Source organism: Hydrogenophaga sp., assembly GCF_041913525.1.
In the GTDB taxonomy this organism is placed as follows: Bacteria; Pseudomonadota; Gammaproteobacteria; order Burkholderiales; family Burkholderiaceae_C; genus Hydrogenophaga.
On sequence record NZ_JAYSFD010000003.1, the window covers coordinates 49,703 to 75,418 of the forward strand.

Consider the following 25,716-nt stretch of genomic DNA (forward strand, 5'->3'; position numbering starts at 1 on the left):
CCGAGCCGCCATGATCAACGTCACCATCGCCAATTTCGAAGCCGAGGTCATTGAAGCCTCCATGCACACGCCCGTGCTGGTGGACTTCTGGGCCCCCTGGTGCGGCCCCTGCAAAGTGATCGGTCCCCTCCTGGAAAAGGTGGAAGCCGAATACGCCGGCCGCTTCAAGCTGGTGAAGATCGATTCCGATCAAGAGCAGCAACTGGCCGCCGCCTTCGGCATTCGCAGCATCCCCACCTGTGTGCTGCTCATGAACGGGCAGCCGGTGGACGGCTTCATGGGCGCGCTGCCCGAGGGCCAGATCAAGGCCTTCCTCGACAAGCACCTGCCCGCCGCCAACGAACTGGAGGCCCAGGCCGAGGAAGAGCAGGCACAGGAAGCCTTGCTGGAAGGCGACACCGAGGCCGCGCTGGAGAAGCTGCAGGCCGCCGTGCAGGCCGACCCCGAGAACGACGACGCCCGCTTTGACCTGGTGAAGCTGCTGCTGGAGCTGGGCCTGGACGACGACGCCAAGGTGGCCTTCGCCCCGGTGATCGCCAAGGCATCGGGCGTGCGCCGCCTCGATTCGCTGCAGCGCTGGATGGCCGCCCGCGACGCGCAGGACGGCATCGACCCCGACGCCCGCGCGGCCGAGCTGCAGGCCCGCATCGCCACCAACAAGCGCGATTTCGACGCCCGCTTCGCCCTGGCCCAGTTGCTGTTCGCTTACGGCCAGTGGACCGCCGCCATGGACGAGCTGCTGGAAATCCTGATGCGCGACAAGACCTGGAACGACGACGTGGCGCGCCGCACCTACATCGCCATCCTCGACGTGATCGAGCCGCCCAAGCCCAAGGTGGCCGAAGGCCAGGTGCCGCCCGAAGACCCCACCGTGGCCACCTACCGCCGCCGCCTCTCCAGCGTGGTGTTGAGCTGATTCAACAGACAACCGGCCCCGCGTCACGGGGCCGGCCACCGCCGGGCTTTAGCCCACCAGGCGCGTCAGCGCTTCCTGGTACTTGGCGGCGGTTTTCTCGATGACCTCGCGCGGCAGGCGCGGTGCGGGCGGGGTCTTGTCCCAGGGCTGGCCGTTCACCTTGGCGGTTTCCAGCCAGTCGCGCAGGAACTGCTTGTCGTAGCTGGGCGGGTTCTGGCCCACCACGTAGCTCTCGGCAGGCCAGTAGCGCGAGCTGTCGGGGGTGAGCACCTCGTCCATCAGCACCACCTGGCCTTGCGCGTTCAGGCCGAACTCGAACTTGGTGTCGGCAATGATGATGCCCTTCTTCGCGGCGATCTCGGCGGCGGCCTTGTACAGCGCGATGGCGTAGTCGCGGATCTGGGCGGCCACGTCGGCACCCACCATGGCCACCGTTTGTTCGTAGGTGATGTTTTCGTCGTGCTCGCCCAGCTCGGCCTTGGCGGCCGGGGTGTAGATGGGCTCGGGCAGTTTCGAGGCGTTCTGCAGGCCCTCGGGCAGCTTCACGCCGCAGACCGAGCGGCTTTCCTGGTATTCCTTCCAGCCACTGCCGGCGAGGTAGCCGCGCACCACGGCCTCCACCGGAATGGGCTTGAGGCGCTGCACCAGCATCGAGCGGCCCTTGACCTGCGGCACTTCCTCGGGCGACACCGCGCTCTCGGGCGCTTCGCCGGTGAGGTGGATGGGGCAAATGTTGAGGCCCTTGGGGCCAAGCTGGTCAAACCAGAACAGCGAGAGCTGGGTCAGCAGCTCGCCCTTGCCGGGGATGGGCTCGCCCATGATCACGTCAAAGGCGCTGATGCGGTCGGACGCCACCATGAGGATGCGGTCATCGCCCACGGCGTAGTTGTCGCGCACCTTGCCGCGCGCCAGCAGGGGCAGGGAAGTCAGGGCCGAGGTGTGCAGGGCAGTCGTCATGGCGGTGGGGCAACAGGAGGTACCAAGAAAAAGGCCCGTTGAACGCCAACGGGCCTCGTGCAGTTCGGGGCGATTATCGCAAGAACCGGTCGGTTTGCCTTTACTTCACCAGCTGGGCCAGTTCGCCCTTGGCGTACTTGGCGGCCATGTCCACCAGGGTCAGGCCCTTGATCTTGGCGCCCTGGCCTTCGCAACCGAATTCGAGGTAGCGCTGCTTGCACACGGCCTTGGCGGCTTCGCGGGCGGGCTTCATCCACTCGCGCATGTCGAACTTCTCGGGGTTCTCGGCCAGGAACTTGCGCACCGCGCCGGTCATGGCCATGCGGATGTCGGTGTCGATGTTGATCTTGCGCACACCGTGCTTGATGGCTTCCTGAATCTCGGCCACCGGCACGCCGTAGGTTTCCTTCATGGCGCCGCCGTACTGGTTGATGATGGCGCGCAGTTCCTGCGGCACGCTGGAGGAGCCGTGCATCACCAGGTGGGTGTTGGGGATGCGGGCGTGGATTTCCTTCACGCGCGAGATGGCCAGGATGTCGCCGGTGGGCGGGCGGCTGAACTTGTAGGCGCCGTGGCTGGTGCCGATGGCGATGGCCAGGGCGTCGAGCTGGGTGGCCTTCACGAACTGGGCGGCCTCTTCGGGGTCGGTCAACATCTGGCTGTGGTCCAGCTTGCCTTCGGCGCCGATGCCGTCTTCTTCGCCGGCGTCACCGGTTTCCAGGTTGCCCAGGCAGCCGAGTTCGCCTTCCACGGTGACGCCCACCTGGTGGGCCATCTCCACCACCTTGCGGGTGACGTCGACGTTGTAGTCGAAGCTGGAGGGGGTCTTGCCGTCTTCCATCAGCGAGCCGTCCATCATCACCGAGCCGAAGCCCAGGTCAATGGCGCCGGCGCAGACCTTGGGGCTGGTGCCGTGGTCCTGGTGCATGACCAGGGGGATGTGCGGGTAGGCCTCGGTGGCGGCCTGGATGAGGTGCTTGATGAAGGACTCACCAGCGTACTTGCGGGCACCGGCGCTGGCCTGCAGGATGACCGGGGCGCCCACTTCGTCGGCGGCGGCCATCACGGCTTGCACCTGCTCGAGGTTGTTGACGTTGAAAGCCGGAATGCCGTAGCCGTTGGCGGCGGCGTGGTCGAGCAGTTCGCGCATGGAAACGAGCGCCATGTGATTCCCCTAAAGCGGTTGGAGTGATCGGTTGGTAACCGGTTGGTAACCGGCGATTTTAGCGGCGGCCCAGGCAGCCGCCCCGCTCAGCGCGCCCGGCAAATCTTGAGCGTGTTGGTGCCGCCGGGCTGGCCCATGGGCTCGCCCACGGTGATGGCGTACACGTCGCCGCTTTGCATCACGCCGCGGCTCTTCAGGTCGGCCTCGGCCTGGGCCAGCGCGGTGTCGCGGTCGGTGCTGGTCTCCATGTGCAGCGGGCGCACGTTGCGGTAGAGCGTCATCTTGCGCTGCGTGGCCAGCTTGGAGGTCACGGCGTAGATGGGCATGCGCACGTTGTGCCGGCTCATCCACAGCGCGGTGGAGCCCGAGTCGGTCAGGGCCACGATGGCCTTGGCCTTAAGGTGGTGCGCGGTGAACAGCGCGCCCATGGCGATGGCCTGGTCAATGCGGGTGAAGTGCGCGCCCACGAAGTCGTCGTCCAGCGGGTCGTAGTCGGTTTTTTCGGCTTCCTGGCAGATGGCGGCCATCTGCTGCACCGTCTCCAGCGGGTACTTGCCGGCGGCGGTCTCGGCGCTGAGCATCACCGCGTCGGTGCCATCCAGCACGGCGTTGGCCACGTCGCTCACCTCGGCGCGGGTGGGCACCGGGTTCTGGATCATGCTCTCCATCATTTGCGTGGCGGTGATCACCACCTTGTCCATCTCACGTGCGAGCTTGATCATGCGCTTCTGCAGCGCCGGCACGGCGGCGTTGCCCACCTCTACCGCCAGGTCTCCGCGCGCCACCATGATGCCGTCCGACACCTTCAGGATGTTGGCCAGCTCGGGAATGGCCTCGGCGCGCTCAATCTTGGCGATCAGCCCGGGCTTGTGGCCGTCGGTGGAGGCCACGTTGCACAGCTGGCGCGCCAGTTCCATGTCGGTGGCGTTCTTCGGGAAGCTCACCGCCACGTAGTCGGCCTTCAGGTTCATGGCGACCTTGAGGTCTTCCATGTCCTTGGCCGTGAGCGCCGGCGCGGTCAGGCCGCCGCCCTGCTTGTTGATGCCCTTGTTGTTCGACAGCTCGCCGCCCACCTTCACCGTGGTGTGCACCGCGTGGCCCGCCACCTGGTCCACCGTGAGCACGATCAGTCCGTCGTTCAGCAGCAGCGTGTCGCCGGCCTTCACGTCGCGCGGCAGTTCCTTGTAGTCCAGGCCCACGCCGCCGATGTCGCCCGGCTCGGTGCGCGAGGCGTCCAGCACAAAGGGCTGGCCCGGCTCCAGCATCACTTTGCCAGCCGCGAACTTGCCCACGCGAATCTTGGGGCCCTGCAGGTCGGCCATGATGCCCACCTCGCGCCCGGCGCGTTGCGCGGCTTCGCGCACCAGGGTGGCGCGGTCGATGTGGTCTTGCGCCGTGCCGTGCGAGAAGTTCAGTCGCACCACGTTCACCCCCGCTCGAATCATGGCTTCCAGCATCTCGGGCGAGCTGGAGGCGGGGCCAAGGGTGGCAACGATCTTGGTGGCGCGAAGGGGCATGGGCAAACTCCGTTAAGAACTGGGTTGGGTGTGAGGCGATTGTGCGTCAGCCAACTGGCTGGCGGTCGGCTGCCCACAAAGGCCGCAGGGCCCACAGGCCCAGCGCCGGCCCCACGGCCAGCCAGGGCAGCAAATGGGCCAGTGGCACGTGGCGGGCCAGCGCCACGAACAGCAAGATGCTCACGATCGACAGCGCAAAGCCCGCGCTGTTGGCCAGCGTCAGCACGCTGCCCACCAGGGCCGGTGGCGCGTTGCGCGCCGTGAGCGTGGAAAACTGCGGCGAATCGCCCGCCACGGTGGTGCCCCACACCAGCAGCCACAGCGCAAACAGCGCATCCGGTGCCGCCATGGCCCAGGGCGCCAGCAGGCAGCACAGCCCACTGGTGGCCAGTTGCGTGCCCGCCACCCGCGCGCTGCCCCAGTGCAGCGCCAGCCAGCCGCCCACCGCGCAGCCCAGCGCGCCCGAACCGATCACCCCAAACGCCGCCCATGACAGGTCGGTGCCCTGCAGCCGCGTGGCCAGGATCAGCGGCACCAGCACCCACAGCGTGTACAGCTCCCACATGTGGCCGAAGTAGCCCAGCACCGAGCTGCGCACGCGCCGGTCGGTCCAGATCACGCCCAGCGCCCGCCATTGCAGCGTGCTCACCCGCGCCACCGTGGCTGGTGCGTCGCCCGTGCCCCAGTACAGCAGCAGGCCGCCGGCCGCCGCCAGCGCGGCCACGCCCAGCATCAGGCTGGGCCAGGGCAGGGTGCCCGACAAGGCCCGCAGGGCGTGCGCGCTGGCCGAGCCCAGCACCAGCGCCCCGATCAGCAGGCCCATGGCCGCGCCCAGGCCGCGCGTGTACCACTGCGCCGCGATCTTCATGCCCACGGGGTAGATGCCCGCCAGGCAAAAGCCCGTGGCCAGGCGCCAAGCCAGCAGGGCGGGGTAGTGGCGCACCATGGCCCAGGCCGCCACCGTGCACAGGGCCCCGGCCAGCGAGCAGGCCAGGAACACCGCCCGCGGGCGAAAGCGGTCGGCCACCGACAGCACCGCGAACACCAGCGTGCCCGCGATGAAGCCCAGTTGCAGCGCCGAGGTCAGCGCCCCCACCGCCGCCGCGTCCCAGCCCTGCTCGCGTTGCAGGTCGGGCATCACCGCGTTCACGGCAAACCACAGCGAGGTGCCGGCGAACTGCGCCAGCACCAGCAGCGGCAACACGTGGCGGGGGACGGAGGGGTTGGCCATCTCAGCACGATAGCCGTGCCCGGCCCCGGCCGCGTCGGTATTGCCCCGGGTCAGACCCCGCGTGCGCGGTCGTCGCGGAAGCGCGCGCGGAAGGCGCTGAAGGTGCCGGCGTCCAGCGATTCGCGCACCTCGCGCATGAGGTTCAGGTAGTAGTGCAGGTTGTGCACCGTGGCCAGCATGGGGCCGAGCATCTCGCCGCAGCGGTCCAGGTGGTGAAGGTAGGCGCGGCTGAAGCCTTCGCGTCCGCCGTCGGCCCAGCTCACGCCGCTGCGCCCGGCGCAGGCGTAGCAGGTGCAGGTCTCGTCCAGCGGGCGGTGGTCGGCCTTGTGGCGCGCGTTGCGAATCTTGAGGTCGCCGTAGCGGGTGAACAGCGTGCCGTTGCGCGCGTTGCGCGTGGGCATGACGCAGTCGAACATGTCCACGCCCTCGGCCACGCCCTGCACCAGGTCTTCGGGCGTGCCCACGCCCATCAGGTAGCGCGGCTTGTGCGCCGGCAGGCGGTGCGGCGTGTGGGCCATGATCTCCAGCATCTGCTCCTTGGGCTCGCCCACGCTCACGCCGCCAATGGCGTAGCCGGGGAAGTCCATCTCCACCAGGGCCTCCAGCGACTCTTGCCGCAGGTGGGGGAACATGCCACCTTGCACGATGCCGAACAGCGCGTTGGGGTTGCCCAGGCGCTCGAACTCGGCCTTGGAGCGCACGGCCCAGCGCCGGCTCATTTCCATGCTCTTGCGTGCCTCGGCCTCGGTGGTGAGGTGGCCGTTGGTTTCATACGGCGTGCACTCGTCGAGCTGCATCACGATGTCGCTGTTGAGCACCGTCTGGATCTGCATGCTCACCTCGGGCGACATGAACAGCTTGTCGCCGTTCACCGGGCTGGAGAAGTGCACGCCTTCCTCGGTGATCTTGCGCATGGCGCCCAGGCTCCACACCTGGAAGCCGCCCGAGTCGGTGAGGATGGGCTTGTCCCACTTCTCGAAGCCGTGCAGGCCGCCAAAGCTCTTCATGATGTCCAGCCCCGGGCGCATCCACAGGTGGAAGGTGTTGCCCAGGATGATCTGCGCGCCCATGTCGTGCAGGCTGGCGGGCGTCACGCCCTTGACCGTGCCGTAGGTGCCCACCGGCATGAAGATGGGCGTCTGCACCACCCCATGGTTGAGCGTGAGGCGGCCGCGCCGGGCGTGGCTGTCGGCGTCTTGTTGGAGCAGTTCGAATTGCAGCATGGAGGTGTGGGGCGTGGAGCCGGGCATTGTAAAGACGGGGGGCTGTGCACGGCGGCATCCATTGAGGGCACTCAATGGCGGACGCGGGGGCTCTTCCTACGATGGGTTTCCTCTGCAACCACTGGAGCCATGCCATGAACACCACTTTGCGGCGGCTGATGGCCGTGTGCCTGGCGCTGGGCGGTGCCACCGCCTTCGCCCAGCCCGCCACCACCGACTACGGCAAACTCGAATTCACCGACAAATGCGCCGTGTGCCATGGGGTCGATGGCAAGGGCAACGGGCCGTTGGGCAACCTGCTGCAGCGCAGCCCGCCCGACCTCACGCAACTGGCCAAGAAGAACCAGGGCGTGCTGCCGGTGAACCGCCTCTACGCGGTGATCGAAGGCTCGGCGGCGGTGCCCAGCCACGGCACCCGCGACATGCCGGTGTGGGGCCAGGAGTTCCGCGCGGAAGACATGCAATCGCTGCGCGAAGCGCGCGGGCGCTACGACCCAGCCGTGCCGGTGCGCATGCGTATCCTCACGCTGCTGGAATACATCAGCCGCATCCAGGCGCAGTGAAGCGTTGCCGCGGCCTCAGCGCCGCTGCAGCAGCATGGCGTCGCCGTAGCTGAAGAAGCGGTAGCGCTGGGCGATGGCGTGCTGGTACAGCGCCATCACGTGCTCATAGCCGGCCAGGGCGCTCACCAGCATCATCAGCGTGCTCTTGGGCAGGTGGAAGTTGGTGATCAGCGCGTCCACCACCCGGAAGCCGAAGCCCGGGGTGATGAAGATTTGCGTGTCGCCCTCGGCATGGCCGCTGCTGGCCCAGCTCTCCAGCGTGCGCACGGTGGTGGTGCCCACGGCCACCACGCGGCCGCCACGCGCACGACAAGCCTCGATGGCCGCCATGGTCTCGGGCGGCACGCGGTACCACTCGGCGTGCATGGTGTGCTCGGCGATGTTCTCGGTCTTCACCGGCTGAAAGGTGCCCGCGCCCACGTGCAGCGTCACCTCGGCCGTGTGCACGCCACGCTCGCGCAGCGCGGCCAGCACGCCTTCGTCAAAGTGCAGCGCGGCGGTGGGCGCGGCCACGGCGCCCGGGTGCTTGGCGAACACGGTCTGGTAGCGGCGCTCGTCTTCTGCGGTGTCGCTATGCTCGATGTACGGCGGCAGCGGCACGTGGCCGTGTTCGGCCATCAGCGTGTACGGGTCGCTCGAGAAGCGCAGGCGGAACAACTGCCCGTTCTCGTCAGGCCAGCGGCCCACCAGCGTGGCGGTGAAGCCGCCCACCATGTGCATCACGCCGCCCACTGCCGGCTTCTTGCTCACCTTCATGTGGGCCACCACCTCGTGGTCTTGCAGCACGCGCTCCACCAGCAGCTCCAGCTTGCCGCCGGTGGCCTTCTCGCCGAAGAGCCGGGCCTTGATGACCTGGGTGTTGTTGAAGACCAGCAGATCGCCCGGCTGCAGCAGGCCGGGTAACTCGCGGAACACGCGGTCCACCGGCGCGGGGCCGCTGCCATCGAGCAGGCGCGAGGCGCTGCGCTCGGGCGCGGGGTGCTGGGCAATGAGGTCGGGGGGCAGAGCGAAGTCGAAATCGCTCAGGGTGAAGGCCCGTGGGGCCAGAGAGTTCGTCATGTGCTTGAGGGCCGGACAGACCCGTTCCAAGTGGGGGAAAAGCGAAAGGCACAATTCTCCCATGACCGCCCCCGCGCCAGCCGACCGCAAGCCTTTGTCCGCCCCCCAGAAGGCCATGCACAAGCTCGGCCTGGTGCGCGACATTGACCTCGCCCTGCACCTGCCGCTGCGCTACGAAGACGAGACCCGCATCGTCAAGCTGCGCGACGCCCGCGACGGGCAGATGGTGCAGATCGAAGGCACCGTGACCGACGTCGAGATCACCTACCGCCCGCGCCGCCAGCTACTGGTGACGCTGGACGACGGCAGCGACACCTGCACCCTGCGCTTCTTCAGCTTCTACCCCTCGCACCAGAAGACCCTGGCCGTGGGTGCCCGCATTCGGGCGCGCGGCGAGCTGCGCGGCGGCTTCGTCGGCCGCACCCTGCTGCACCCGGCCTTCAAACTGGCCGGCGGTGAACTGCCCGACGCCCTCACGCCGGTGTACCCCACCAGCGCCCAGTTGCCCCAGCCCTACCTGCGCAAGGCGGTGGCCGGCGCGCTGGGGCGGGCCGACCTGAGCGAAACCCTGCCGCCCGAACTGCTGCGCAGCCTGGGCGAGGTGGTGCGTGGGTCATGGACGCTGCGCCAGGCCCTGCAGTACCTGCACCACCCGGGGCCTGACGTGTCGCTCGACGCGCTGGAAGACCGCAGCCACCCCGCCTGGCAGCGCCTGAAGGCCGAGGAACTGCTGGCCCAGCAGCTCGCCCAGTTCACCGCCAAGCGCGAGCGCGACGCCCTGCGCGCCCCGGCCCTGCCCACGCGCGCCGGGGGCTTGCCCGAGCAGTTGCTGGGCGTGCTGCCCTTTGGCCTGACCGCCGCCCAGCGCCGCGTGAGCGAGGAAATTGCGCGCGACCTGTCGCGCACGGTGCCCATGCACCGCCTGCTGCAGGGCGACGTAGGCTCGGGCAAAACCGTGGTGGCGGCGCAGGCGGCGGCCATCGCCATCGATACCGGCTGGCAGTGCGCCCTGATGGCGCCCACCGAAATCCTGGCCGAGCAGCACTTTGGCAAGCTGGTGGGCTGGCTGGAGCCGCTGCTGGCGCCCCTGGGCAAGCGCGTGGCCTGGCTCACCGGCAGCCAGAAAAAGAAACAGCGCCAGGAAATGCTCGACCTGATCGCCAGCGGCGAGGCCGCCCTGGTGGTGGGCACCCACGCCGTCATTCAAGACCAGGTGCAGTTCAAGAACCTGGCCCTGGCCCTGATCGACGAGCAGCACCGCTTTGGCGTGGCGCAGCGCCTGGCGCTGCGCAGCAAGCTCGGCGCCGACGACCAGGGCGCGGCGCAAGAGCCGCACCTGCTCATGATGACGGCCACCCCCATCCCGCGCACCCTGGCCATGAGCTACTACGCCGATCTGGACGTGTCCACCATCGACGAGCTGCCGCCCGGTCGCACGCCCATCGTCACCAAGGTGGTGAGCGACAGCCGCCGCGCCGAGGTGATTGAGCGCATCCGCGCCCAGGTGGCCCAGGGCCGCCAGGTGTACTGGGTGTGCCCGCTGATCGAAGAAAGCGAGGCGCTGGACCTGTCCAACGCCACCGCCACCCACGCCGAACTGAGCGAGGCCTTGCCGGGCGTGCTGGTGGGCCTGCTGCACTCGCGCATGGCGCCGGCCGAGAAGAAGGCGGTCATGTCGATGTTCTCGGGCGGGCAGATGGGCGTGCTCGTGTCCACCACCGTGATTGAGGTGGGGGTGGACGTGCCCAACGCCTCGCTCATGGTGATCGAGCACGCCGAGCGCTTCGGCCTGAGCCAGTTGCACCAGTTGCGCGGGCGGGTAGGGCGCGGCGCGGCGGCTTCCGCCTGCGTGCTCATGTACACCCCGCCCGACGGCGGGCGACTGGGCGAAACCGCCCGCGAGCGCCTGCGCGCCATGGCCGAGACCAACGATGGTTTCGAGATTGCCCGCCGTGACCTGGAGATTCGCGGGCCAGGCGAGTTTCTGGGCGCCCGCCAGTCGGGTGCGCCGCTGCTGCGTTTTGCCGACCTGGCCACCGATGGGCACCTGCTGGACTGGGCGCGCGAGGCTGCGCCGTGGATGCTGGCCCACCGCCCCGTGCAGGCCGAGCAGCACATCGCCCGCTGGCTGGGCACGCGCTCGGCCTATTTGAAAGCCTGAGAGCCTGAGGGCGGCGCGCAGCGATCCCGGGCCTGAGCGACCGTTGGAGCGAAAAAGAGGGGGGATGGGTGGGAGGGCTTGTCGATAAAGGCGGGGCTTGCGCCCCGCCTCCACCTCTGGCACTTTGTGCCTTTTCTCCCTGACAGTGCCGTGTGTGACGCACTGAGACAGGAATCTACGAGAGTTAGAACCAAAGCATCCAGCCGACCTGTCAGATTTGACAGGCGCACAATATCGACCATGACGCTGACCGAACTGAAATACATCGTGGCAGTGGCCCGTGAGAAGCACTTCGGCAAGGCCGCGGAGGCATGCTTTGTGTCCCAGCCCACGCTGTCGGTGGCCATCAAGAAGCTCGAAGAAGAGCTGGAGCTCAAGATCTTCGAGCGCAACGCCAGCGAAATTTCGGTCACGCCACTCGGCGAGGAAATCGTCCGCCAGGCGCAAACGGTGCTGGAGCAGGCCGCGGCCATCAAGGAAATCGCCAAGCGCGGCAAAGACCCGCTGGCCGGCCCGTTGCGCCTGGGCGTCATCTACACCATCGGCCCCTATCTGCTGCCCGACCTGGTGCGCCGTGTCATCGACCGCACGCCCCAGATGCCGCTGATGCTGCAAGAGAACTTCACCGCCAAGCTGCTGGAGCAGCTTCGCCTGGGCGAGATCGACTGCGCCATCCTGGCCGAGCCATTTCCCGACACCAACCTGGCCATCGCCCCGTTGTACGACGAGCCCTTCCTGGCCGCCGTGCCGCACACCCATCCGCTGGCCAAGCAGGGCTTCATCACCGCCGAAGAGCTCAAGCGCGAAACCATGCTGCTGCTGGGCACCGGGCACTGCTTCCGCGACCATGTGCTGGAGGTCTGCCCTGAGTTCGCCCGCTTCTCCAATGACACCGAGGGCATCCGCAAGAGCTTCGAGGGCTCGTCGCTGGAGACCATCAAGCACATGGTGGCCGCCGGCATGGGCGTGACGCTGGTGCCGCGCCTGTCGGTGCCGTCCTCCGCGCTGGACGGCACGGCCAACCCGGCGCAAGACTTCGGCGACTCGGCCTACGTGCGCTACCTGCCCTTCAAGGGCGATGCCCCCACGCGCCGCGTGGTGCTGGCCTGGCGGCGCAGCTTCACGCGCTACGAGGCCATCGCCGAACTGCGCAACGCCATCTACGCCTGCGAACTGCCAGGCGTCAAACGCCTTTCATGAACACCGCCATGCCCGCCCCGGGCGCGCCCTCGCGCCTGTCGCTTTACCTTGACCTCATCCGCTGGAACCGCCCGGCCGGCTGGTTGCTGCTGCTGTGGCCTTCGCTGGCCGCGCTGTGGGTGGCCGCCGACGGCTTTCCGGGCTGGCACCTGCTGGCGGTGTTCACCCTGGGCACCATCCTCATGCGCAGCGCCGGCTGCTGTGTGAACGACGTGGCCGACCGCGAGTTCGATCGCCACGTCAAGCGCACCGCGCAGCGCCCCGTGACCAGCGGGCGCCTGAGCGCCACCGAGGCCCTGGGCGTGGGCGCCGCGCTGGCCCTCGTGGCCTTCTTGCTGGTGCTCACCACCAACCTGGAGACCATCGCCTGGTCGGTGGTCGGCCTGGGCCTGGCGCTGGTCTACCCCTTCGCCAAGCGCCTGGTGTCCATGCCGCAAGCGGTGCTGGGCGTGGCTTTCAGCTTCGGCATTCCCATGGCCTTTGCGGCGGTGCAGGGCGGCCCGGCCTGGGCGTTGTGGACGCACCCTCAGCGCGTGGCCGAGCCCGGTTTCCTGGCCGCGGTCTGGGCCAGCGTGCCCTGGCAGGCCTGGGCACTGATGCTGGGCAACCTGTTCTGGGTGCTGGCCTACGACACCGAGTACGCCATGGTCGATCGCGACGATGACCTGAAGATCGGCATGAAGACCTCGGCCATCACCCTGGGCCGTGCCGACGTGATGGCGGTCACGGTGTTCTACCTGGTGTACCTGTCGATCTGGACCGTGGTGCTCATCGACCGCGTGCACTCACTCACCTGGGGCCTGGCGCTGATCGCCGCCGTGGTGCAGGTGGGCTGGCACTTCAGCCTGATCCGGCACCGCACCCGCGAAGGCTGCTTCCAGGCCTTCCGTGCCAACCACTGGCTGGGCTTCACCTTGTTCGCGGGTGTGGTGCTGGGCCTCTGAGCCCGGCGTGCCTCAGCGCCCGAAGTCGCGGCCCAGTTCCTCGGCGCGGCGCTGGGCGGCGAACAATGCCTCTTCAAAGCTGGCCTTGATGCCCGCTGCGTCCATGGCGGTGAGGGCGGCGTAGGTCGTGCCGCCCTTGGACGTGACGCGTTCGCGCAGCACCTGCGGCGGCTCGCTGGAGCGCTGGGCCAGGGTGGCCGCGCCCACGAAGGTGCCGGTGGCCAGTTGCAGCGCCACGTCGGCCGGCAGACCCATGCGCTCGCCGGCGTCGCGCATGGCTTCCAGGAAATAAAACACGTAAGCCGGGCCCGAACCCGACAGGGCGGTCACGGCGTCCAGGTCGCGCTCTTGCGCCACCCACACCAGCTCGCCGGTGGTGCGCACCACGCGCTCGGCCAGGGCGCGGTCGTCGGTGCTGGCCTCCGGGCGGGCGAACAGGCCCGTCATGCCCAGGCCCACCAGGGCCGGCGTGTTGGGCATGGCGCGCACGATGCGCCCGGTGCCCAGCCAGCTCACCATGCTGTCGGTGGTGATGCCGGCGGCCACGCTCAGGTGCAGGGCGCCGCCCAGGTGTGGCGCGCTGGCCAGGGCCGCTTCCTTGAACATCTGCGGCTTCACCGCCCAGATCACCAGGTCGCTGGTGCGCAGACCGGCGTCGGCGCTGGTGAACAGGGCCACGCCGGGGAACTGCTCAGTCAGGCGGGCGCGTTGCTGGTCCCAGGGTTCGACGATTTGCAGTGCGCTGGGCGGGTGACCCTGGCGGAGCAGGCCGCCGATGATGGCGCTGGCCATGTTGCCGCCGCCGATGAAGGTGATGAGGGCAGGGGTGTTGGTGTTCATGCCCGGTATTGTCGCGCCCGCCCGGGGCTGCGAGGCTTCACGGCGCGAGCGTCTGGCGCACCGCGTGCTCCCAGGCGGCCATGCGCTCGGCGGCCTCGGCGGCCTGCATGCGGGGCTCGAACACGCGCTCGGCCCGCCACAAGGCACTCAGCTCATCCAGCCCGGCGTACACACCCTCGTGCAGGCCGGCCAGGTAAGCGGCGCCCAGGGCGGTGGTCTCCACCACCGCTGGGCGCACCACGGGCACGCCCAGCAGATCGGCCTGGAACTGCATCAGCAAGTCGTTCACGCTGGCGCCGCCGTCCACCCGCAGCTCGCGCACGGGCGTGCCACCGGCGGCCTCGGCGTCGCGGCCCATGGCCTGCAGCAGGGCCGCACTCTGGAAGGCGATGCTCTCCAGCGCCGCGCGCGCAATGTGCGCCATGGTGGTGCCCCGGCTCAGGCCGGTGATGCTGCCGCGCGCATCGGCCCGCCAGTAGGGCGCGCCCAGGCCCGTGAAGGCCGGCACCAGCACCACGCCGCCCGCGTCGGGCACGCTCTCGGCCAGGGCCTGCACCTCGTGGCTGGCGTCAATGGCGCGCAGGCCGTCGCGCAGCCACTGCACCACCGCCCCGCCAATGAACACGCTGCCCTCCAGCGCGTACTGCGGGCGCCCCGGTGCCTGCGCGGTGGCCGTCGCGATCAGGCCGTTGCGGCTGTGCAGCACCTGCTCGCCCGTGTTCATCAGCAGGAAGCAGCCGGTGCCATAGGTGTTCTTGGCCATGCCCGCGCCAAAGCAGGCTTGGCCAAACAGAGCACTCTGCTGGTCGCCGGCCACGCCGCCGATGGGCAATGGCGCGCCCAGCCACTCGGGCGCAATGGTGCCGAAGTCGCCGCTGGACGGGCGCACCTCGGGCAGCACGCTGGGGGGAATGTCGAGCATAGCCAGCAGATCCGTGTCCCAGCGCTGGCGAGCGATGTCAAACAACATCGTGCGCGAAGCGTTGCTCGGGTCGGTCAGGTGCCGGGCCCCGCCGGTCAGGCGCCAGATCAGCCAGGAGTCAACGGTGCCAAAGGCCAGTTCGCCTCGCTCGGCCTGGGCTTGCGCGCCCGGCACGTGGTCCAGCAGCCAGCGCAGCTTGGTGCCCGAGAAATACGGGTCGATCACCAGCCCGGTGCGCTCGCGCACCAGCGCCTCTTGGCCCGCCTCGCGCAGGGCCTGGCACAGCGGCTCGGTGCGGCGGTCTTGCCAGACGATGGCCCGGTGCAGCGGCTCGCCCGTTCGCCGGTTCCACAGCACCGTGGTCTCGCGCTGGTTGGTGATGCCCACCGCGCGCACCTGTGCCGCGGTCACGCCAGCCTTCGCGAGGGCCTCGCGGGCGGTGTCGAGTTGCGTCTGCCAGATCTCCATGGCGTCGTGCTCCACCCAGCCCGGCTGTGGGTAGTGCTGCGGCAACTCGCGCTGCGCCATGGCCACCACGTGGCCTTCGCGGTCAAACACGATGCTGCGGGAACTGGAGGTGCCCTGGTCCAGGGCGAGCAGGTAAGTCATGGTGAAGGCGTCGCGGCGTGAGTCGGCGCAACGGTAGCGGAAAAGCCTCGGGCAGGGCCTGGGCGCTAACCCCAACTGGCGGGCCTGCCACGAATGCGCCATCATCGGCCGCCATCCTGTTGCCCAAGGGCAGCTTCTCCCATTGACCATGCACCGCAACGAACGCCTCGATTACCTGTCTCGCCTGGACACCGTGGACCTGGCGGTCATCGGCGGCGGCGCCACCGGTTTGGGGGTGGCGCTGGATGCCGCCCTTCGTGGTCTGTCGGTGGTGCTGTTCGAATCGCACGATTTCGCTGGCGGCACGTCTTCCCGTTCCACCAAATTGCTCCACGGCGGCGTGCGCTACCTGGCCCAGGGGCATCTGCCGCTGGTGTTCGAGGCACTGGCCGAGCGCGCCACCGTGATGCACAACGCCTCTCACCTCGCCCAGCCCCTGGGCTTCGTGATGCCCTCTTATCACTGGTGGCAGACCCCCTTTTATGGCGCCGGCCTCAAGCTCTACGACGCCATGGCCCGCCGCGCCGGCCTGGGCCCCACCCGATGGCTGGGGCGCGAACGCGCCCTGGCGCTGCTGCCCGGTGTGCAGCCCAAGGGTCTGCTGGGTGGGGTGGAGTATTGGGACGGCCAGTTCGACGACGCGCGCCTGGCCATCGCGTTGGCGCGCAGCGCCGAGGTGGCCGGCGCCAAGGTCATGAATTACATGGAGGTGCTGGATCGCCACTGGGCCGACGGCCACAGCACGCTGCGGGCGCGAGACCGCATCGAAGGCCGCGAAATCACGGTTCGGGCCCGTTGCGTGGTCAATGCCACCGGGGTCTGGGTGGATGCCCTGCGGCCCCCCAGTGGCCGGCCCCGCCCTTTGGTGCAGCCCAGCCAGGGCGTGCACCTGGTGGTGGACCGCGAGTTCCTGGCCGGCGACCACGCCCTGCTGGTGCCCAAAACCGAAGACGGGCGGGTGCTGTTCGCCGTGCCCTGGCTGGGCAAGCTCATCCTGGGCACCACCGACACCCCCCGACAAGACCTTCCTCGCGAGCCACTGCCACAGGCGCAAGAAATCGATTTCATCCTGCGCGAGGCCTCGCGCGTGCTGTCACGCCCCGTGCGACGGGAAGACATTCGCAGCCAATGGGTCGGTCTGCGGCCCCTGGTGGCGGCCGACCCGGGCCAGCGCACCGGCGCCCTGTCGCGTGAGCACACCATCGTGGTGGAAGACGGGCTGGTCACCGTCACCGGTGGCAAATGGACCACCTACCGGCCGATGGCCGAAGACGCGCTGAACCAAGCCATGGAAGCCGGTTTGTTGCCCCAGCGCCTGGGTGGGCTCACCGAGCGCCACCGCCTGATGGCCTGTCCGACGGACGGCGAGCCTGGCGTGCCGCTTCATGCGCCGCCAGGGTGGCACTTACTGGGCACCGATGCCGCTTCCGTGCGCCAGACGCAGGGCGCCGGGCACCTGATCGGCATGGGCCTGAATGCCGCCATGGTGCGCCATTTTGTACGGGCTGAGTATGCGCTCACTGTTGAGGATGTTCTTGCCAGGCGTTGGCGTGCGCTTTTTCTGGATGCTCAGCAGGCCGCCACCATGGCCCCCGAGGTGGCCGACTTGCTGCGGCGAGAAGGCGTGGCTCAGCCGCGCCTGGACGACTTCCTTGCCCTGTGCCGAATTTACGCCGCACAGGCTTGACAGGCCGCAGATCGGGTGCGATACTGCGCGGCTTCGTCTGAAAAGGCGATAGCTATCTGCCCACCGAAGGGGGCTGCGCCAGGTGTCTGGTGCGGTTCGCAACGACGGGCCCAAGACTGATCACTTCCGGCCGTGGTGGCGGGGAGGATTCAAGTTGGGACTTAAATCAAATGATCCAAACGCAATCTCGACTCGATGTTGCTGACAACACGGGCGCCAAGTCCGTGATGTGCATCAAGGTGCTCGGTGGCTCCAAGCGCCGTTACGCCAGCGTGGGCGATGTCATCAAAGTCAGCATCAAGGAAGCAGCGCCCCGTGGCCGCGTCAAAAAAGGCGAGGTCTACAACGCTGTGGTGGTCCGCACCGCCAAGGGCATCCGTCGTCAGGACGGCGCCCTGATCAAATTCGACGGCAACGCCGCCGTGCTGCTTAACGCCAAGCTCGAGCCCATCGGCACCCGCATCTTCGGCCCCGTGACGCGTGAACTGCGTACCGAGAAGTTCATGAAGATCGTGTCCCTGGCTCCCGAGGTTCTCTGAGGTATCACCATGAACAAGATTCGTAGTGGCGATGAAATCATCGTGATCGCTGGCCGCGACAAGGGCAAGCGCGGCAAGGTTGTGAGCCGCACCGACGAGACCCATGTGGTCGTCGAAGGCATCAACATCGTGAAGAAGCACGCCAAGCCGAACCCCATGAAGGGCGTGCAGGGCGGCATCATCGAGAAGACCATGCCCATCCACCAGTCCAACGTGGCGATCTTCAACGCCACCACCGGCAAGGCGGATCGCGTGGGTGTGAAGGTCCTGGCTGACGGCAAGAAAGTGCGCGTCTTCAAGTCCAGCGGCGAAGAAATCAAGGTGGCATGACCATGGCACGCTTTCAAGAAATCTACCGCGACAAAGTCGCGCCCAGCCTGATCGAGAAGTTTGGCTACAAGTCGGTCATGGAAGTGCCTCGCATCACCAAGATCACCCTGAATATGGGTGTGAGCGAAGCTGTGGCCGACAAGAAGGTCATGGACAACGCCGTGGGCGACCTGACCAAGATTGCAGGCCAGAAGCCTGTGGTGACCAAGGCCAAGAAGGCCATCGCTGGTTTCAAGATCCGCGAGCAGCAGCCCATTGGTTGCATGGTGACCCTGCGCGGTGCCCGCATGTACGAATTCCTGGACCGTTTCGTCACCGTGGCCCTGCCCCGCGTGCGTGACTTCCGTGGTATCTCGGGTCGTTCCTTTGACGGTCGCGGCAACTACAACGTTGGCGTCAAAGAACAGATCATCTTCCCTGAGATCGAGTACGACAAGGTCGATGCCCTGCGCGGCCTGAACATCAGCATCACGACAACCGCCAAGACCGACGACGAGTGCAAGGCACTGCTGGCTGGTTTCCGTTTCCCGTTCAAGAACTGAGGTGGCGCGTGGCTAAACAAGCACTACTCCAACGTGAACTCAAGCGCGAGAAGCTCGCTGCCAAGTTCGCCAACAAATACAACGAGTTGAAGGCCGTGGCCGGCGACGCCAAGCGCAGCGACGAAGAGCGCGACGCTGCCCGCCTGGCGCTGCAAAAGCTGCCCCGCAACGCGAACCCGACCCGCCAGCGCAACCGCTGCGAAATCACCGGTCGTCCGCGTGGCACCTTCGCCTATTTCGGTCTGGCGCGCGCCAAGGTTCGTGAGCTGGCGTTTGCCGGCGAGATCCCCGGCGTCACCAAAGCCAGCTGGTAAGCCTTAGGAGAACCCCACATGAGCATGAGTGATCCTATCGCCGACATGTTGACCCGCATCCGCAACGCGCAGATGGTCGAAAAGACCAGCGTGTCGATGCCGGCATCCAAAGTCAAGACCGCCATCGCCCAAGTCCTGAAGGACGAAGGCTACATCGACGGTTTCCAGGTGAAGTCCGAGGCCGGCAAGACCGAACTCGAAATCACCCTGAAGTACTACGCTGGTCGCCCTGTGATTGAGCGCATCGAGCGCGTCAGCCGCCCTGGTCTGCGTGTCTACCGTGGCCGCAACGCCATCCCTCAGGTCCAGAACGGTCTGGGTGTGGCCATTGTGACCACCCCGCGTGGCGTGATGACCGATCGCAAGGCCCGCGCAGCCGGTGTCGGCGGCGAAGTCCTGTGTTACGTCGCCTGATGCGGGCATTGAGGAGAGACTGAATGTCACGTATTGGAAAACTGCCGGTCACCGTTCCCGCTGGGATCGAAGTGGCCGTGGGCGCCGAACTGATCAGCGTGAAGGGTGCCAACGGCGCCCTGACCCTGGCCCAGAACGCCCTGGTCAAGGTTGAGAACAATGCTGGTTCGCTGAGCTTTACGCCGGTGGACGACTCTCGCGAAGCCAATGCCATGTCCGGCACCATGCGCCAGCTGGTGAACAACATGGTCAACGGCGTGAGCAAGGGTTTCGAGAAAAAGCTGACGCTGATCGGCGTGGGTTACAAGGCCCAGGCACAAGGCGCCAAGCTGAACCTCACGGTGGGCTATTCGCACCCCGTGATCATGGACATGCCCGCCGGCATCAAGGTCGAGACCCCGACGCCCACCGAAATCGTCATCAAGGGTGCCGATCGCCAGCGCGTGGGTCAAGTGGCTTCCGAAGTGCGCGCCGTTCGTCCTCCCGAGCCCTACAAGGGCAAGGGCATCCGTTATGCGGATGAGAAGGTCGTGATCAAGGAAACCAAGAAGAAGTAAGGACTGATCATGCTGACGAAAAAAGAGCAACGCCTGCGTCGTGCGCGCCAGACCCGCATTCGCATCGCCCAGCAAGGTGCTGTGCGTTTGACGGTCAACCGCACCAACCTGCACATCTACGCCAACGTGATCTCCGGCGACGGCGCTCGCGTGCTGGCCTCGGCCTCCACGGCCGAAGCCGAAGTGCGCGCCCAACTCGGCGCCTCCGGCAAGGGTGGCAACACCGCCGCTGCCGCCCTGATCGGCAAGCGCATCGCCGAAAAGGCCAAGGCCGCTGGTGTCGAGAAGGTCGCCTTCGACCGTTCCGGTTTTGCCTACCACGGCCGCGTGAAGGCCCTTGCAGACGCCGCCCGCGAGGCCGGTCTGCAGTTCTGATGAAACGGGATACACAACATGGCTAAGTTTCAGGCAAACGTAAAGAACGAAGCGAACGACGACGGTCTGCGCGAGAAGATGATCGCGATCAACCGCGTGACCAAGGTGGTCAAGGGTGGTCGTATCCTCGGTTTCGCTGCGCTGACCGTGGTCGGCGACGGCGATGGCCGCGTGGGCATGGGCAAGGGCAAGGCGCGTGAAGTGCCGGTGGCTGTTCAAAAGGCCATGGAGCAAGCCCGCCGCAACATGATCAAGGTTTCCTTGAAGAATGGTTCGCTGCACCACGCCGTCAATGGCGAGCACGGCGCGTCCAACGTGATGATGCTGCCCGCCACCAAAGGTACCGGCATCATTGCGGGTGGCCCGATGCGCGCTGTCTTCGAAGTGCTGGGCATCACCGATGTGGTGGCCAAGAGCCACGGTTCGAGCAACCCGTACAACCTGGTGCGCGCAACCCTGGACGCCCTGAAGAACTCGACCACCCCCGCCGAAGTGGCTGCCAAGCGTGGCAAGTCGGTGGAAGACATTCTGGGTTGAGAGGAAAGAGCATGAGCACCCAAAACACCGTCAAGATCCAACTGGTGCGCAGCCCCATTGGATGCAAGCAGGATCACCGCGCCACTGTTCGTGGCCTGGGTCTGCGCAAGCTCAATAGCGTGAGCGAGCTGCAGGACACCCCCGCTGTGCGCGGCATGATCAACAAGATCAGCTACCTGGTCAAAGTCCTCTGATCGGAGTCACTGAGATGGAACTCAACACTATCAAGCCCGGCGAGGGCGCCAAGCACGCCAAGCGTCGCGTCGGCCGTGGCATCGGCTCCGGCCTGGGCAAGACCGCTGGTCGTGGTCACAAGGGTCAAAAGTCGCGTTCGGGGGGCTACCACAAGGTGGGCTTCGAAGGCGGCCAAATGCCCCTGCAGCGTCGTCTGCCCAAGCGTGGCTTCAAGTCCGCTTCCCTGCAGTTCAACGCCGAAGTGACCCTGAGCGATCTGAACGCTCTGGATGCAAAGGAAGTCGATCTGCTGGTGCTGAAGCAGGCAGGTCTGGTGCCCAATCTGGCCAAGCGCGTGAAGATCATCAAGACTGGTGAGATCACCCGTGCCGTGTCCCTCAAGGACATCGGTGCCACGGCTGGTGCCAAGGCCGCTATCGAAGCCGCTGGCGGCTCGCTGGCCTAACGCCTTTCCAACGGAAGCAGCCTGTGGCAACTGCTAAGACGACCCTGGCCAAGACCGGCAAGTTCGGCGACCTCCGTCGCCGACTGGTGTTCCTGTTGTTGGCGCTGGTGGTTTATCGCATTGGCGCCCACATCCCGGTGCCGGGCATTGACCCGGCCCAACTTGAACAGCTGTTCAAGGGGCAACAGGGCGGCATCTTGAGCCTGTTCAACATGTTCTCGGGTGGCGCCCTGTCGCGCTTCACCGTGTTCGCGTTGGGCATCATGCCGTACATCTCGGCCTCGATCATCATGCAGCTCATGACCTACGTGGTCCCCACGTTTGAGCAGCTGAAGAAAGAGGGCGAGGCAGGGCGTCGCAAGATCACCCAGTACACCCGTTACGGTACGCTGGGTCTGGCGATCTTCCAGGCCATGGGCATCGCCTTGGCACTCGAAGGTCAAGCCGGTCTGGTGATCTCTCCGGGCATCGGCTTCCGCCTCACCGCGGTGGTCAGCCTGGTGGCAGGCACGATGTTCCTGATGTGGCTGGGCGAACAGATCACCGAACGAGGCTTGGGCAACGGGATTTCCATCCTGATCTTCGCCGGTATCGCGGCGGGTTTGCCCAATGCGGTCGGTGGTTTGCTCGAGCTGGTGCGCACCGGTGCCATGAATATCCTGGTGGCTCTGTTCATCATCGTGCTGGTGGGTCTGGTGACCTACCTGGTGGTGTACGTGGAGCGCGGTCAGCGCAAGATTCTGGTGAATTACGCACGCCGTCAGGTGGGCAACAAGGTGTACGGCGGTCAGTCGTCGCACCTGCCGCTCAAGCTGAACATGGCAGGCGTGATCCCCCCGATCTTCGCTTCGTCCATCATCCTGCTGCCTACCACGGTGGTGAGCTGGGTGAGCACCGGTGACTCGACCCGTTGGTTGCGCGACATTGCTTCGGCCTTGTCGCCCGGACAGCCGATCTACGTGGCCCTGTATGCTGCTGCGATCGTTTTCTTCTGCTTCTTCTACACGGCGCTCGTGTTCAACAGCCGCGAGACCGCCGATAACCTGAAGAAGAGTGGCGCCTTCATTCCGGGCATTCGTCCGGGTGACCAGACCGCCCGTTACATCGACAAGATCCTGCTGCGGTTGACGCTGGCCGGCGCTGTGTACATCACTGCGGTCTGCCTGCTGCCGGAGTTCCTGATCCTCGAATACAACGTGCCGTTCTATTTCGGTGGAACGTCTCTGCTGATCATCGTGGTGGTGACCATGGATTTCATGGCACAGGTGCAGAACTACATGATGTCGCAGCAGTACGAATCGCTGTTGAAGAAGGCCAACTTCAAAACCTCCCTCGGCAACTGAGTTTCGTATGGCCAAGGACGACGTCATCGAGATGCAGGGGGAGGTGATCGAGAACCTCCCGAACGCGACCTTCCGGGTCAAGCTCGAAAACGGTCACGTGGTGCTGGGGCATATCTCCGGCAAGATGCGGATGCACTACATCCGTATCCTGCCGGGAGACAAGGTGAAGGTCGAGCTCACGCCATACGACCTGACCCGCGCCCGAATCGTGTTCCGCTCCAAGTGAGCGACCCGCAGTTGATAGTTTTTGGAATTTCTAGGAGAAGACAATGAGAGTTTCGGCTTCGGTTAAGAAGATGTGCCGCAACTGTAAGATCATCAAGCGTCACGGCATCGTGCGAGTGATTTGCACGGACCCGCGTCACAAGCAGCGTCAAGGCTGATTGGCAAGTTCAGAGGACCCACATGGCTCGTATTGCAGGCATCAACATTCCGCCGCACAAGCACGCTGAAATCGGCTTGACGGCAATTTTTGGCATTGGCCGCACCCGCGCTCGCAAGATCTGCGAAGCGTGCGGTATCGCCTACGACAAGAAGATCAAGGATCTGACCGACGCTGAACTCGAAAAGGTGCGTGACCAGGTTGGCACGTTCACCATCGAGGGTGACCTGCGTCGTGAGACCACGATGAACATCAAGCGCCTGATGGACATCGGTTGCTACCGTGGCTTCCGCCACCGCCGTGGTCTGCCGCTGCGTGGTCAGCGCACCAAGACCAATGCCCGCACGCGCAAGGGTCCCCGCAAGGCCGCCCAGTCGCTGAAGAAATAATTGGATTGAAGGATCCCCATGGCTAAGTCTCCCGCCAGCAACGCCGCGGCTCGCGTTCGCAAGAAAGTCCGCAAGAACATTGCCGACGGCATTGCCCACGTGCACGCCTCTTTCAATAACACCATCATCACCATCACCGACCGCCAGGGCAACGCCTTGTCGTGGGCGTCGTCGGGTGGTCAGGGCTTCAAGGGTTCGCGCAAGTCAACTCCCTTCGCTGCCCAGGTGGCTTCTGAGGTGGCCGGCCGTGCCGCCATGGAACAAGGCATCAAGAACCTGGACGTCGAGATCAAGGGTCCCGGCCCCGGCCGTGAGTCCTCCGTTCGTGCCCTGGGCGCCCTGGGTATCCGCATCTCGTCGATCTCTGACGTGACCCCGGTGCCCCACAACGGTTGCCGTCCGCAGAAGCGTCGTCGCATCTGATGCGCGTTGTACCGGCTTGACGGTACAATCACGGGTTCTGAATTTTCGAGAGCCACCGCAGTTCGCTGCGGTGGCGTTTTTGCTAAGCCCACCGCCCCCGACTGTCGGGTGGCTCCCACGGCAACAGGCCGTGGCAGATCAATCAAGGAAACCAAGTGGCACGTTACCTCGGCCCTAAGGCCAAACTTTCCCGTCGCGAAGGCGCAGACCTGTTGCTCAAGAGCGCACGCCGCTCCATCAGCGACAAGGCCAAGTTCGATTCCAAGCCTGGTCAACATGGCCGCACTTCTGGCCAGCGCACCTCTGACTTCGGCGTGCAGCTGCGCGAGAAGCAAAAGGTCAAGCGCACCTATGGCGTGCTCGAGCGTCAGTTCCGCCGCTATTTCGCCGAAGCCGACCGTCGCCGTGGCAACACCGGCGCCAACCTGCTGTTCCTGCTGGAGTCCCGCCTGGACAACGTGGTGTTCCGCATGGGTTTTGCCTCCACCCGCGCCGAAGCCCGCCAGATGGTGTCGCACAAGGCCATCACGGTGAACGGCCAGTCGGTGAACATCCCCTCGTACTCGGTGAAGGCCGGTGACGTCGTGGCGGTTCGCGAAAAGTCGAAGAAGCAAGGCCGTGTGGTCGAAGCTCTCGAGTTGGCCAAGCAGATCGGCTTCCCGGGTTGGGTTGACGTCTCGGTTGACAAGGTCGAAGGCGTCTTCAAGAAGACCCCGGACCGTGATGAGTTCGGCTCCGACATCAACGAATCGTTGATCGTCGAACTGTATTCGCGTTAATTCCCCGTTCCCGGCTTGCGTCGTCAGCGGCGCGGCCGGGCCATGCTCCGTCTGCCTTATCGGTGTAACGAGCCGAGGGTCCTGAAGGAAGTTTGAATGCTGAACAATCTGCTCAAGCCCAAGTCCATCAATGTCGAGCAAATCTCGACGAACCGCGCCAAGGTCACGCTGGAACCTTTCGAGCGCGGCTATGGGCACACCCTGGGCAACGCCCTGCGCCGTGTGCTGCTGTCGTCGATGGTTGGGCATGCGCCTACCGAAGTGACGATCGCTGGCGTCGTTCACGAGTACTCCTCGATCGATGGCGTTCAGGAAGACGTGGTTAACCTGCTGCTGAACCTCAAGGGCGTGGTGTTCAAGCTCCACAACCGCGACGAGGTGACGCTGAGCCTGCGCAAGGATGGCGAGGGTCTCGTGACCGCCGCTGACATCCAGACCCCGCACGATGTCGAGATCGTGAACCCAGAGCACGTGATCGCCACGCTGTCCGCGGGCGCCAAGCTCGATATGCAGATCAAGGTGGAGAAGGGCCGCGGCTACGTGCCGGGCAACATGCGCCGTGGCGACGATCCGTCGCGCTCCATCGGCCGCATCGTGCTGGACGCCTCGTTCTCGCCGGTCAAGCGCGTGAGCTACACCGTGGAAAGTGCCCGCGTTGAGCAGCGCACCGACCTGGACAAGCTCGTGCTCGAGATCGAAACCAACGGCTCGATCGGTCCCGAAGAGGCCGTGCGTGCCTCCGCCAAGATTCTGGTGGAGCAGCTGGCCGTGTTCGCACAGCTCGAAGGCGTGGAGCTGTCGGCGTTCGATCAGCCGGCTCAGCGCAGCTCGCAGCAGTTCGACCCGATCCTGCTGCGTCCTGTGGACGAGCTCGAACTGACGGTGCGTTCGGCCAACTGCCTGAAGGCCGAGAACATCTACTACATCGGTGACCTGATTCAGCGCACCGAGAACGAGCTGCTCAAGACCCCGAACCTGGGTCGCAAGTCGCTGAACGAAATCAAGGAAGTGCTGGCTTCTCGTGGCCTGACCCTGGGCATGAAGCTGGAAAACTGGCCGCCTGCCGGCCTGGACAAGCACTGATCTAAACCCCATCCGCCGGCGCCCGGCTTGTCCGCCGGGGCCAGACGAACCGCCAGTACCTGACACGGCTGGCGG

Annotated in this window: 31 protein-coding genes; 23 read left to right on the forward strand and 8 right to left on the reverse strand. The window is 66.2% G+C overall.

Translation table 11 applies throughout. The features are described from left to right. The first annotated feature begins 10 nt into the window (after positions 1-10). Positions 11-916 carry a thioredoxin gene (trxA, locus tag ACE3RQ_RS05210; RefSeq protein ID WP_374520613.1) on the forward strand — a complete coding sequence of 302 codons (906 nt, stop codon included), beginning with the start codon at positions 11-13 and terminating at the stop codon, positions 914-916. A 48-nt stretch (positions 917-964) separates the two neighbouring features. Here the strand turns inward: trxA and ACE3RQ_RS05215 are convergent, their stop codons facing one another. The 5 genes from ACE3RQ_RS05215 to tgt form a co-directional block, all read right to left on the reverse strand. Further along, positions 965-1,873: a phosphoribosylaminoimidazolesuccinocarboxamide synthase gene (locus tag ACE3RQ_RS05215; RefSeq protein ID WP_374520615.1), complete on the reverse strand. Its 909-nt coding sequence runs from the start codon at positions 1,871-1,873 to the stop codon at positions 965-967. Positions 1,874-1,973: 100 nt separating this feature from the next. Then, complete coding sequence (gene fba / locus ACE3RQ_RS05220; RefSeq protein WP_374520617.1) at positions 1,974-3,038, reverse strand: class II fructose-bisphosphate aldolase; 1,065 nt, start codon at positions 3,036-3,038, stop codon at positions 1,974-1,976. 86 nt (positions 3,039-3,124) lie between these two features. After that, positions 3,125-4,555 (reverse strand): pyruvate kinase, encoded by a 1,431-nt coding sequence (gene pyk / locus ACE3RQ_RS05225; RefSeq protein WP_374520619.1) that lies wholly within the window; start codon positions 4,553-4,555, stop codon positions 3,125-3,127. A gap of 46 nt (positions 4,556-4,601) precedes the next feature. Further along, the gene (locus tag ACE3RQ_RS05230; protein ID WP_374520621.1) at positions 4,602-5,786 is read right to left on the reverse strand and encodes a nitrate/nitrite transporter; all 1,185 of its coding nucleotides are present in this window, start codon (positions 5,784-5,786) and stop codon (positions 4,602-4,604) included. 50 nt (positions 5,787-5,836) lie between these two features. Continuing rightward, entirely contained in the window at positions 5,837-7,009 is a 1,173-nt protein-coding gene (tgt, locus tag ACE3RQ_RS05235; RefSeq protein ID WP_374520623.1) for a tRNA guanosine(34) transglycosylase Tgt, read from the reverse strand. Between the two features lie 134 nt (positions 7,010-7,143). Here tgt and ACE3RQ_RS05240 point away from each other — a divergent pair, with 134 nt between their 5' ends. Beyond that, a complete protein-coding gene (locus tag ACE3RQ_RS05240) occupies positions 7,144-7,572 on the forward strand; it encodes a cytochrome c (protein WP_374520625.1) in 429 nt (142 codons plus the stop codon). Between the two features lie 15 nt (positions 7,573-7,587). On the opposite strand, the gene queA is transcribed toward ACE3RQ_RS05240, so the two are convergent. After that, positions 7,588-8,631: a tRNA preQ1(34) S-adenosylmethionine ribosyltransferase-isomerase QueA gene (queA, locus tag ACE3RQ_RS05245; protein WP_374520627.1), complete on the reverse strand. Its 1,044-nt coding sequence runs from the start codon at positions 8,629-8,631 to the stop codon at positions 7,588-7,590. Positions 8,632-8,692: 61 nt separating this feature from the next. Between queA and recG the strand changes: the two genes are divergently transcribed. From recG to ACE3RQ_RS05260, 3 genes are all read left to right on the forward strand, one after another. Continuing rightward, on the forward strand, positions 8,693-10,792 hold the full coding sequence (recG, locus tag ACE3RQ_RS05250) for an ATP-dependent DNA helicase RecG (RefSeq protein WP_374520629.1): 2,100 nt from the start codon (positions 8,693-8,695) through the stop codon (positions 10,790-10,792). A gap of 240 nt (positions 10,793-11,032) precedes the next feature. Next, on the forward strand, positions 11,033-11,992 hold the full coding sequence (locus ACE3RQ_RS05255) for a LysR substrate-binding domain-containing protein (protein WP_374520631.1): 960 nt from the start codon (positions 11,033-11,035) through the stop codon (positions 11,990-11,992). Continuing rightward, positions 11,989-12,936 (forward strand): 4-hydroxybenzoate octaprenyltransferase, encoded by a 948-nt coding sequence (locus tag ACE3RQ_RS05260; RefSeq protein ID WP_374520633.1) that lies wholly within the window; start codon positions 11,989-11,991, stop codon positions 12,934-12,936. Before ACE3RQ_RS05255 ends, ACE3RQ_RS05260 begins: the two co-directional genes overlap by 4 nt. A 12-nt stretch (positions 12,937-12,948) precedes the next feature. Here the strand turns inward: ACE3RQ_RS05260 and proC are convergent, their stop codons facing one another. Further along, positions 12,949-13,776, reverse strand: a complete 828-nt coding sequence (proC, locus tag ACE3RQ_RS05265) for a pyrroline-5-carboxylate reductase (RefSeq protein WP_374520634.1) — start codon at positions 13,774-13,776, stop codon at positions 12,949-12,951. A gap of 37 nt (positions 13,777-13,813) precedes the next feature. Next, positions 13,814-15,307, reverse strand: a complete 1,494-nt coding sequence (gene glpK, locus ACE3RQ_RS05270) for a glycerol kinase GlpK (RefSeq protein WP_374520636.1) — start codon at positions 15,305-15,307, stop codon at positions 13,814-13,816. Between the two features lie 148 nt (positions 15,308-15,455). Between glpK and ACE3RQ_RS05275 the strand changes: the two genes are divergently transcribed. The 18 genes from ACE3RQ_RS05275 (at position 15,456) to ACE3RQ_RS05360 (ending at position 25,641) form a co-directional block, all read left to right on the forward strand. Continuing rightward, complete coding sequence (locus tag ACE3RQ_RS05275) at positions 15,456-16,994, forward strand: FAD-dependent oxidoreductase (RefSeq protein ID WP_374520638.1); 1,539 nt, start codon at positions 15,456-15,458, stop codon at positions 16,992-16,994. Between the two features lie 170 nt (positions 16,995-17,164). After that, a complete protein-coding gene (gene rplN / locus ACE3RQ_RS05280) occupies positions 17,165-17,533 on the forward strand; it encodes a 50S ribosomal protein L14 (RefSeq protein WP_009514936.1) in 369 nt (122 codons plus the stop codon). A 9-nt stretch (positions 17,534-17,542) separates the two neighbouring features. Then, the gene (gene rplX / locus ACE3RQ_RS05285; RefSeq protein WP_374520641.1) at positions 17,543-17,863 is read left to right on the forward strand and encodes a 50S ribosomal protein L24; all 321 of its coding nucleotides are present in this window, start codon (positions 17,543-17,545) and stop codon (positions 17,861-17,863) included. Between the two features lie 2 nt (positions 17,864-17,865). Then, a complete protein-coding gene (gene rplE / locus ACE3RQ_RS05290) occupies positions 17,866-18,405 on the forward strand; it encodes a 50S ribosomal protein L5 (protein WP_374520643.1) in 540 nt (179 codons plus the stop codon). An 8-nt stretch (positions 18,406-18,413) separates the two neighbouring features. Beyond that, positions 18,414-18,719, forward strand: a complete 306-nt coding sequence (gene rpsN, locus ACE3RQ_RS05295; RefSeq protein ID WP_374520645.1) for a 30S ribosomal protein S14 — start codon at positions 18,414-18,416, stop codon at positions 18,717-18,719. Between the two features lie 18 nt (positions 18,720-18,737). Next, positions 18,738-19,133, forward strand: coding sequence for a 30S ribosomal protein S8 (gene rpsH, locus ACE3RQ_RS05300; RefSeq protein ID WP_374520647.1), 396 nt, complete (start codon positions 18,738-18,740; stop codon positions 19,131-19,133). Positions 19,134-19,156: 23 nt separating this feature from the next. Continuing rightward, positions 19,157-19,690, forward strand: coding sequence for a 50S ribosomal protein L6 (rplF, locus tag ACE3RQ_RS05305; protein WP_374520649.1), 534 nt, complete (start codon positions 19,157-19,159; stop codon positions 19,688-19,690). 9 nt (positions 19,691-19,699) lie between these two features. Next, positions 19,700-20,065 carry a 50S ribosomal protein L18 gene (gene rplR, locus ACE3RQ_RS05310; RefSeq protein WP_374520651.1) on the forward strand — a complete coding sequence of 122 codons (366 nt, stop codon included), beginning with the start codon at positions 19,700-19,702 and terminating at the stop codon, positions 20,063-20,065. Between the two features lie 18 nt (positions 20,066-20,083). Continuing rightward, the gene (gene rpsE, locus ACE3RQ_RS05315; protein WP_374520653.1) at positions 20,084-20,602 is read left to right on the forward strand and encodes a 30S ribosomal protein S5; all 519 of its coding nucleotides are present in this window, start codon (positions 20,084-20,086) and stop codon (positions 20,600-20,602) included. An 11-nt stretch (positions 20,603-20,613) separates the two neighbouring features. Beyond that, the gene (rpmD, locus tag ACE3RQ_RS05320) at positions 20,614-20,796 is read left to right on the forward strand and encodes a 50S ribosomal protein L30 (RefSeq protein WP_374520655.1); all 183 of its coding nucleotides are present in this window, start codon (positions 20,614-20,616) and stop codon (positions 20,794-20,796) included. 14 nt (positions 20,797-20,810) lie between these two features. Further along, complete coding sequence (gene rplO, locus ACE3RQ_RS05325) at positions 20,811-21,242, forward strand: 50S ribosomal protein L15 (RefSeq protein WP_374520656.1); 432 nt, start codon at positions 20,811-20,813, stop codon at positions 21,240-21,242. 23 nt (positions 21,243-21,265) lie between these two features. Next, the gene (gene secY / locus ACE3RQ_RS05330; protein ID WP_374520658.1) at positions 21,266-22,585 is read left to right on the forward strand and encodes a preprotein translocase subunit SecY; all 1,320 of its coding nucleotides are present in this window, start codon (positions 21,266-21,268) and stop codon (positions 22,583-22,585) included. A 7-nt stretch (positions 22,586-22,592) separates the two neighbouring features. Beyond that, positions 22,593-22,811 (forward strand): translation initiation factor IF-1, encoded by a 219-nt coding sequence (gene infA, locus ACE3RQ_RS05335; protein WP_086118896.1) that lies wholly within the window; start codon positions 22,593-22,595, stop codon positions 22,809-22,811. 43 nt (positions 22,812-22,854) lie between these two features. Further along, on the forward strand, positions 22,855-22,968 hold the full coding sequence (rpmJ, locus tag ACE3RQ_RS05340) for a 50S ribosomal protein L36 (protein ID WP_084236402.1): 114 nt from the start codon (positions 22,855-22,857) through the stop codon (positions 22,966-22,968). 22 nt (positions 22,969-22,990) lie between these two features. Then, positions 22,991-23,356 (forward strand): 30S ribosomal protein S13, encoded by a 366-nt coding sequence (gene rpsM, locus ACE3RQ_RS05345; RefSeq protein WP_374520661.1) that lies wholly within the window; start codon positions 22,991-22,993, stop codon positions 23,354-23,356. Between the two features lie 18 nt (positions 23,357-23,374). Beyond that, a complete protein-coding gene (gene rpsK, locus ACE3RQ_RS05350; RefSeq protein ID WP_374520663.1) occupies positions 23,375-23,779 on the forward strand; it encodes a 30S ribosomal protein S11 in 405 nt (134 codons plus the stop codon). A gap of 155 nt (positions 23,780-23,934) precedes the next feature. After that, a complete protein-coding gene (gene rpsD / locus ACE3RQ_RS05355; RefSeq protein ID WP_374520664.1) occupies positions 23,935-24,558 on the forward strand; it encodes a 30S ribosomal protein S4 in 624 nt (207 codons plus the stop codon). A 96-nt stretch (positions 24,559-24,654) separates the two neighbouring features. Then, positions 24,655-25,641 (forward strand): DNA-directed RNA polymerase subunit alpha, encoded by a 987-nt coding sequence (locus tag ACE3RQ_RS05360; RefSeq protein ID WP_374520666.1) that lies wholly within the window; start codon positions 24,655-24,657, stop codon positions 25,639-25,641. Positions 25,642-25,716: the final 75 nt, after the last annotated feature.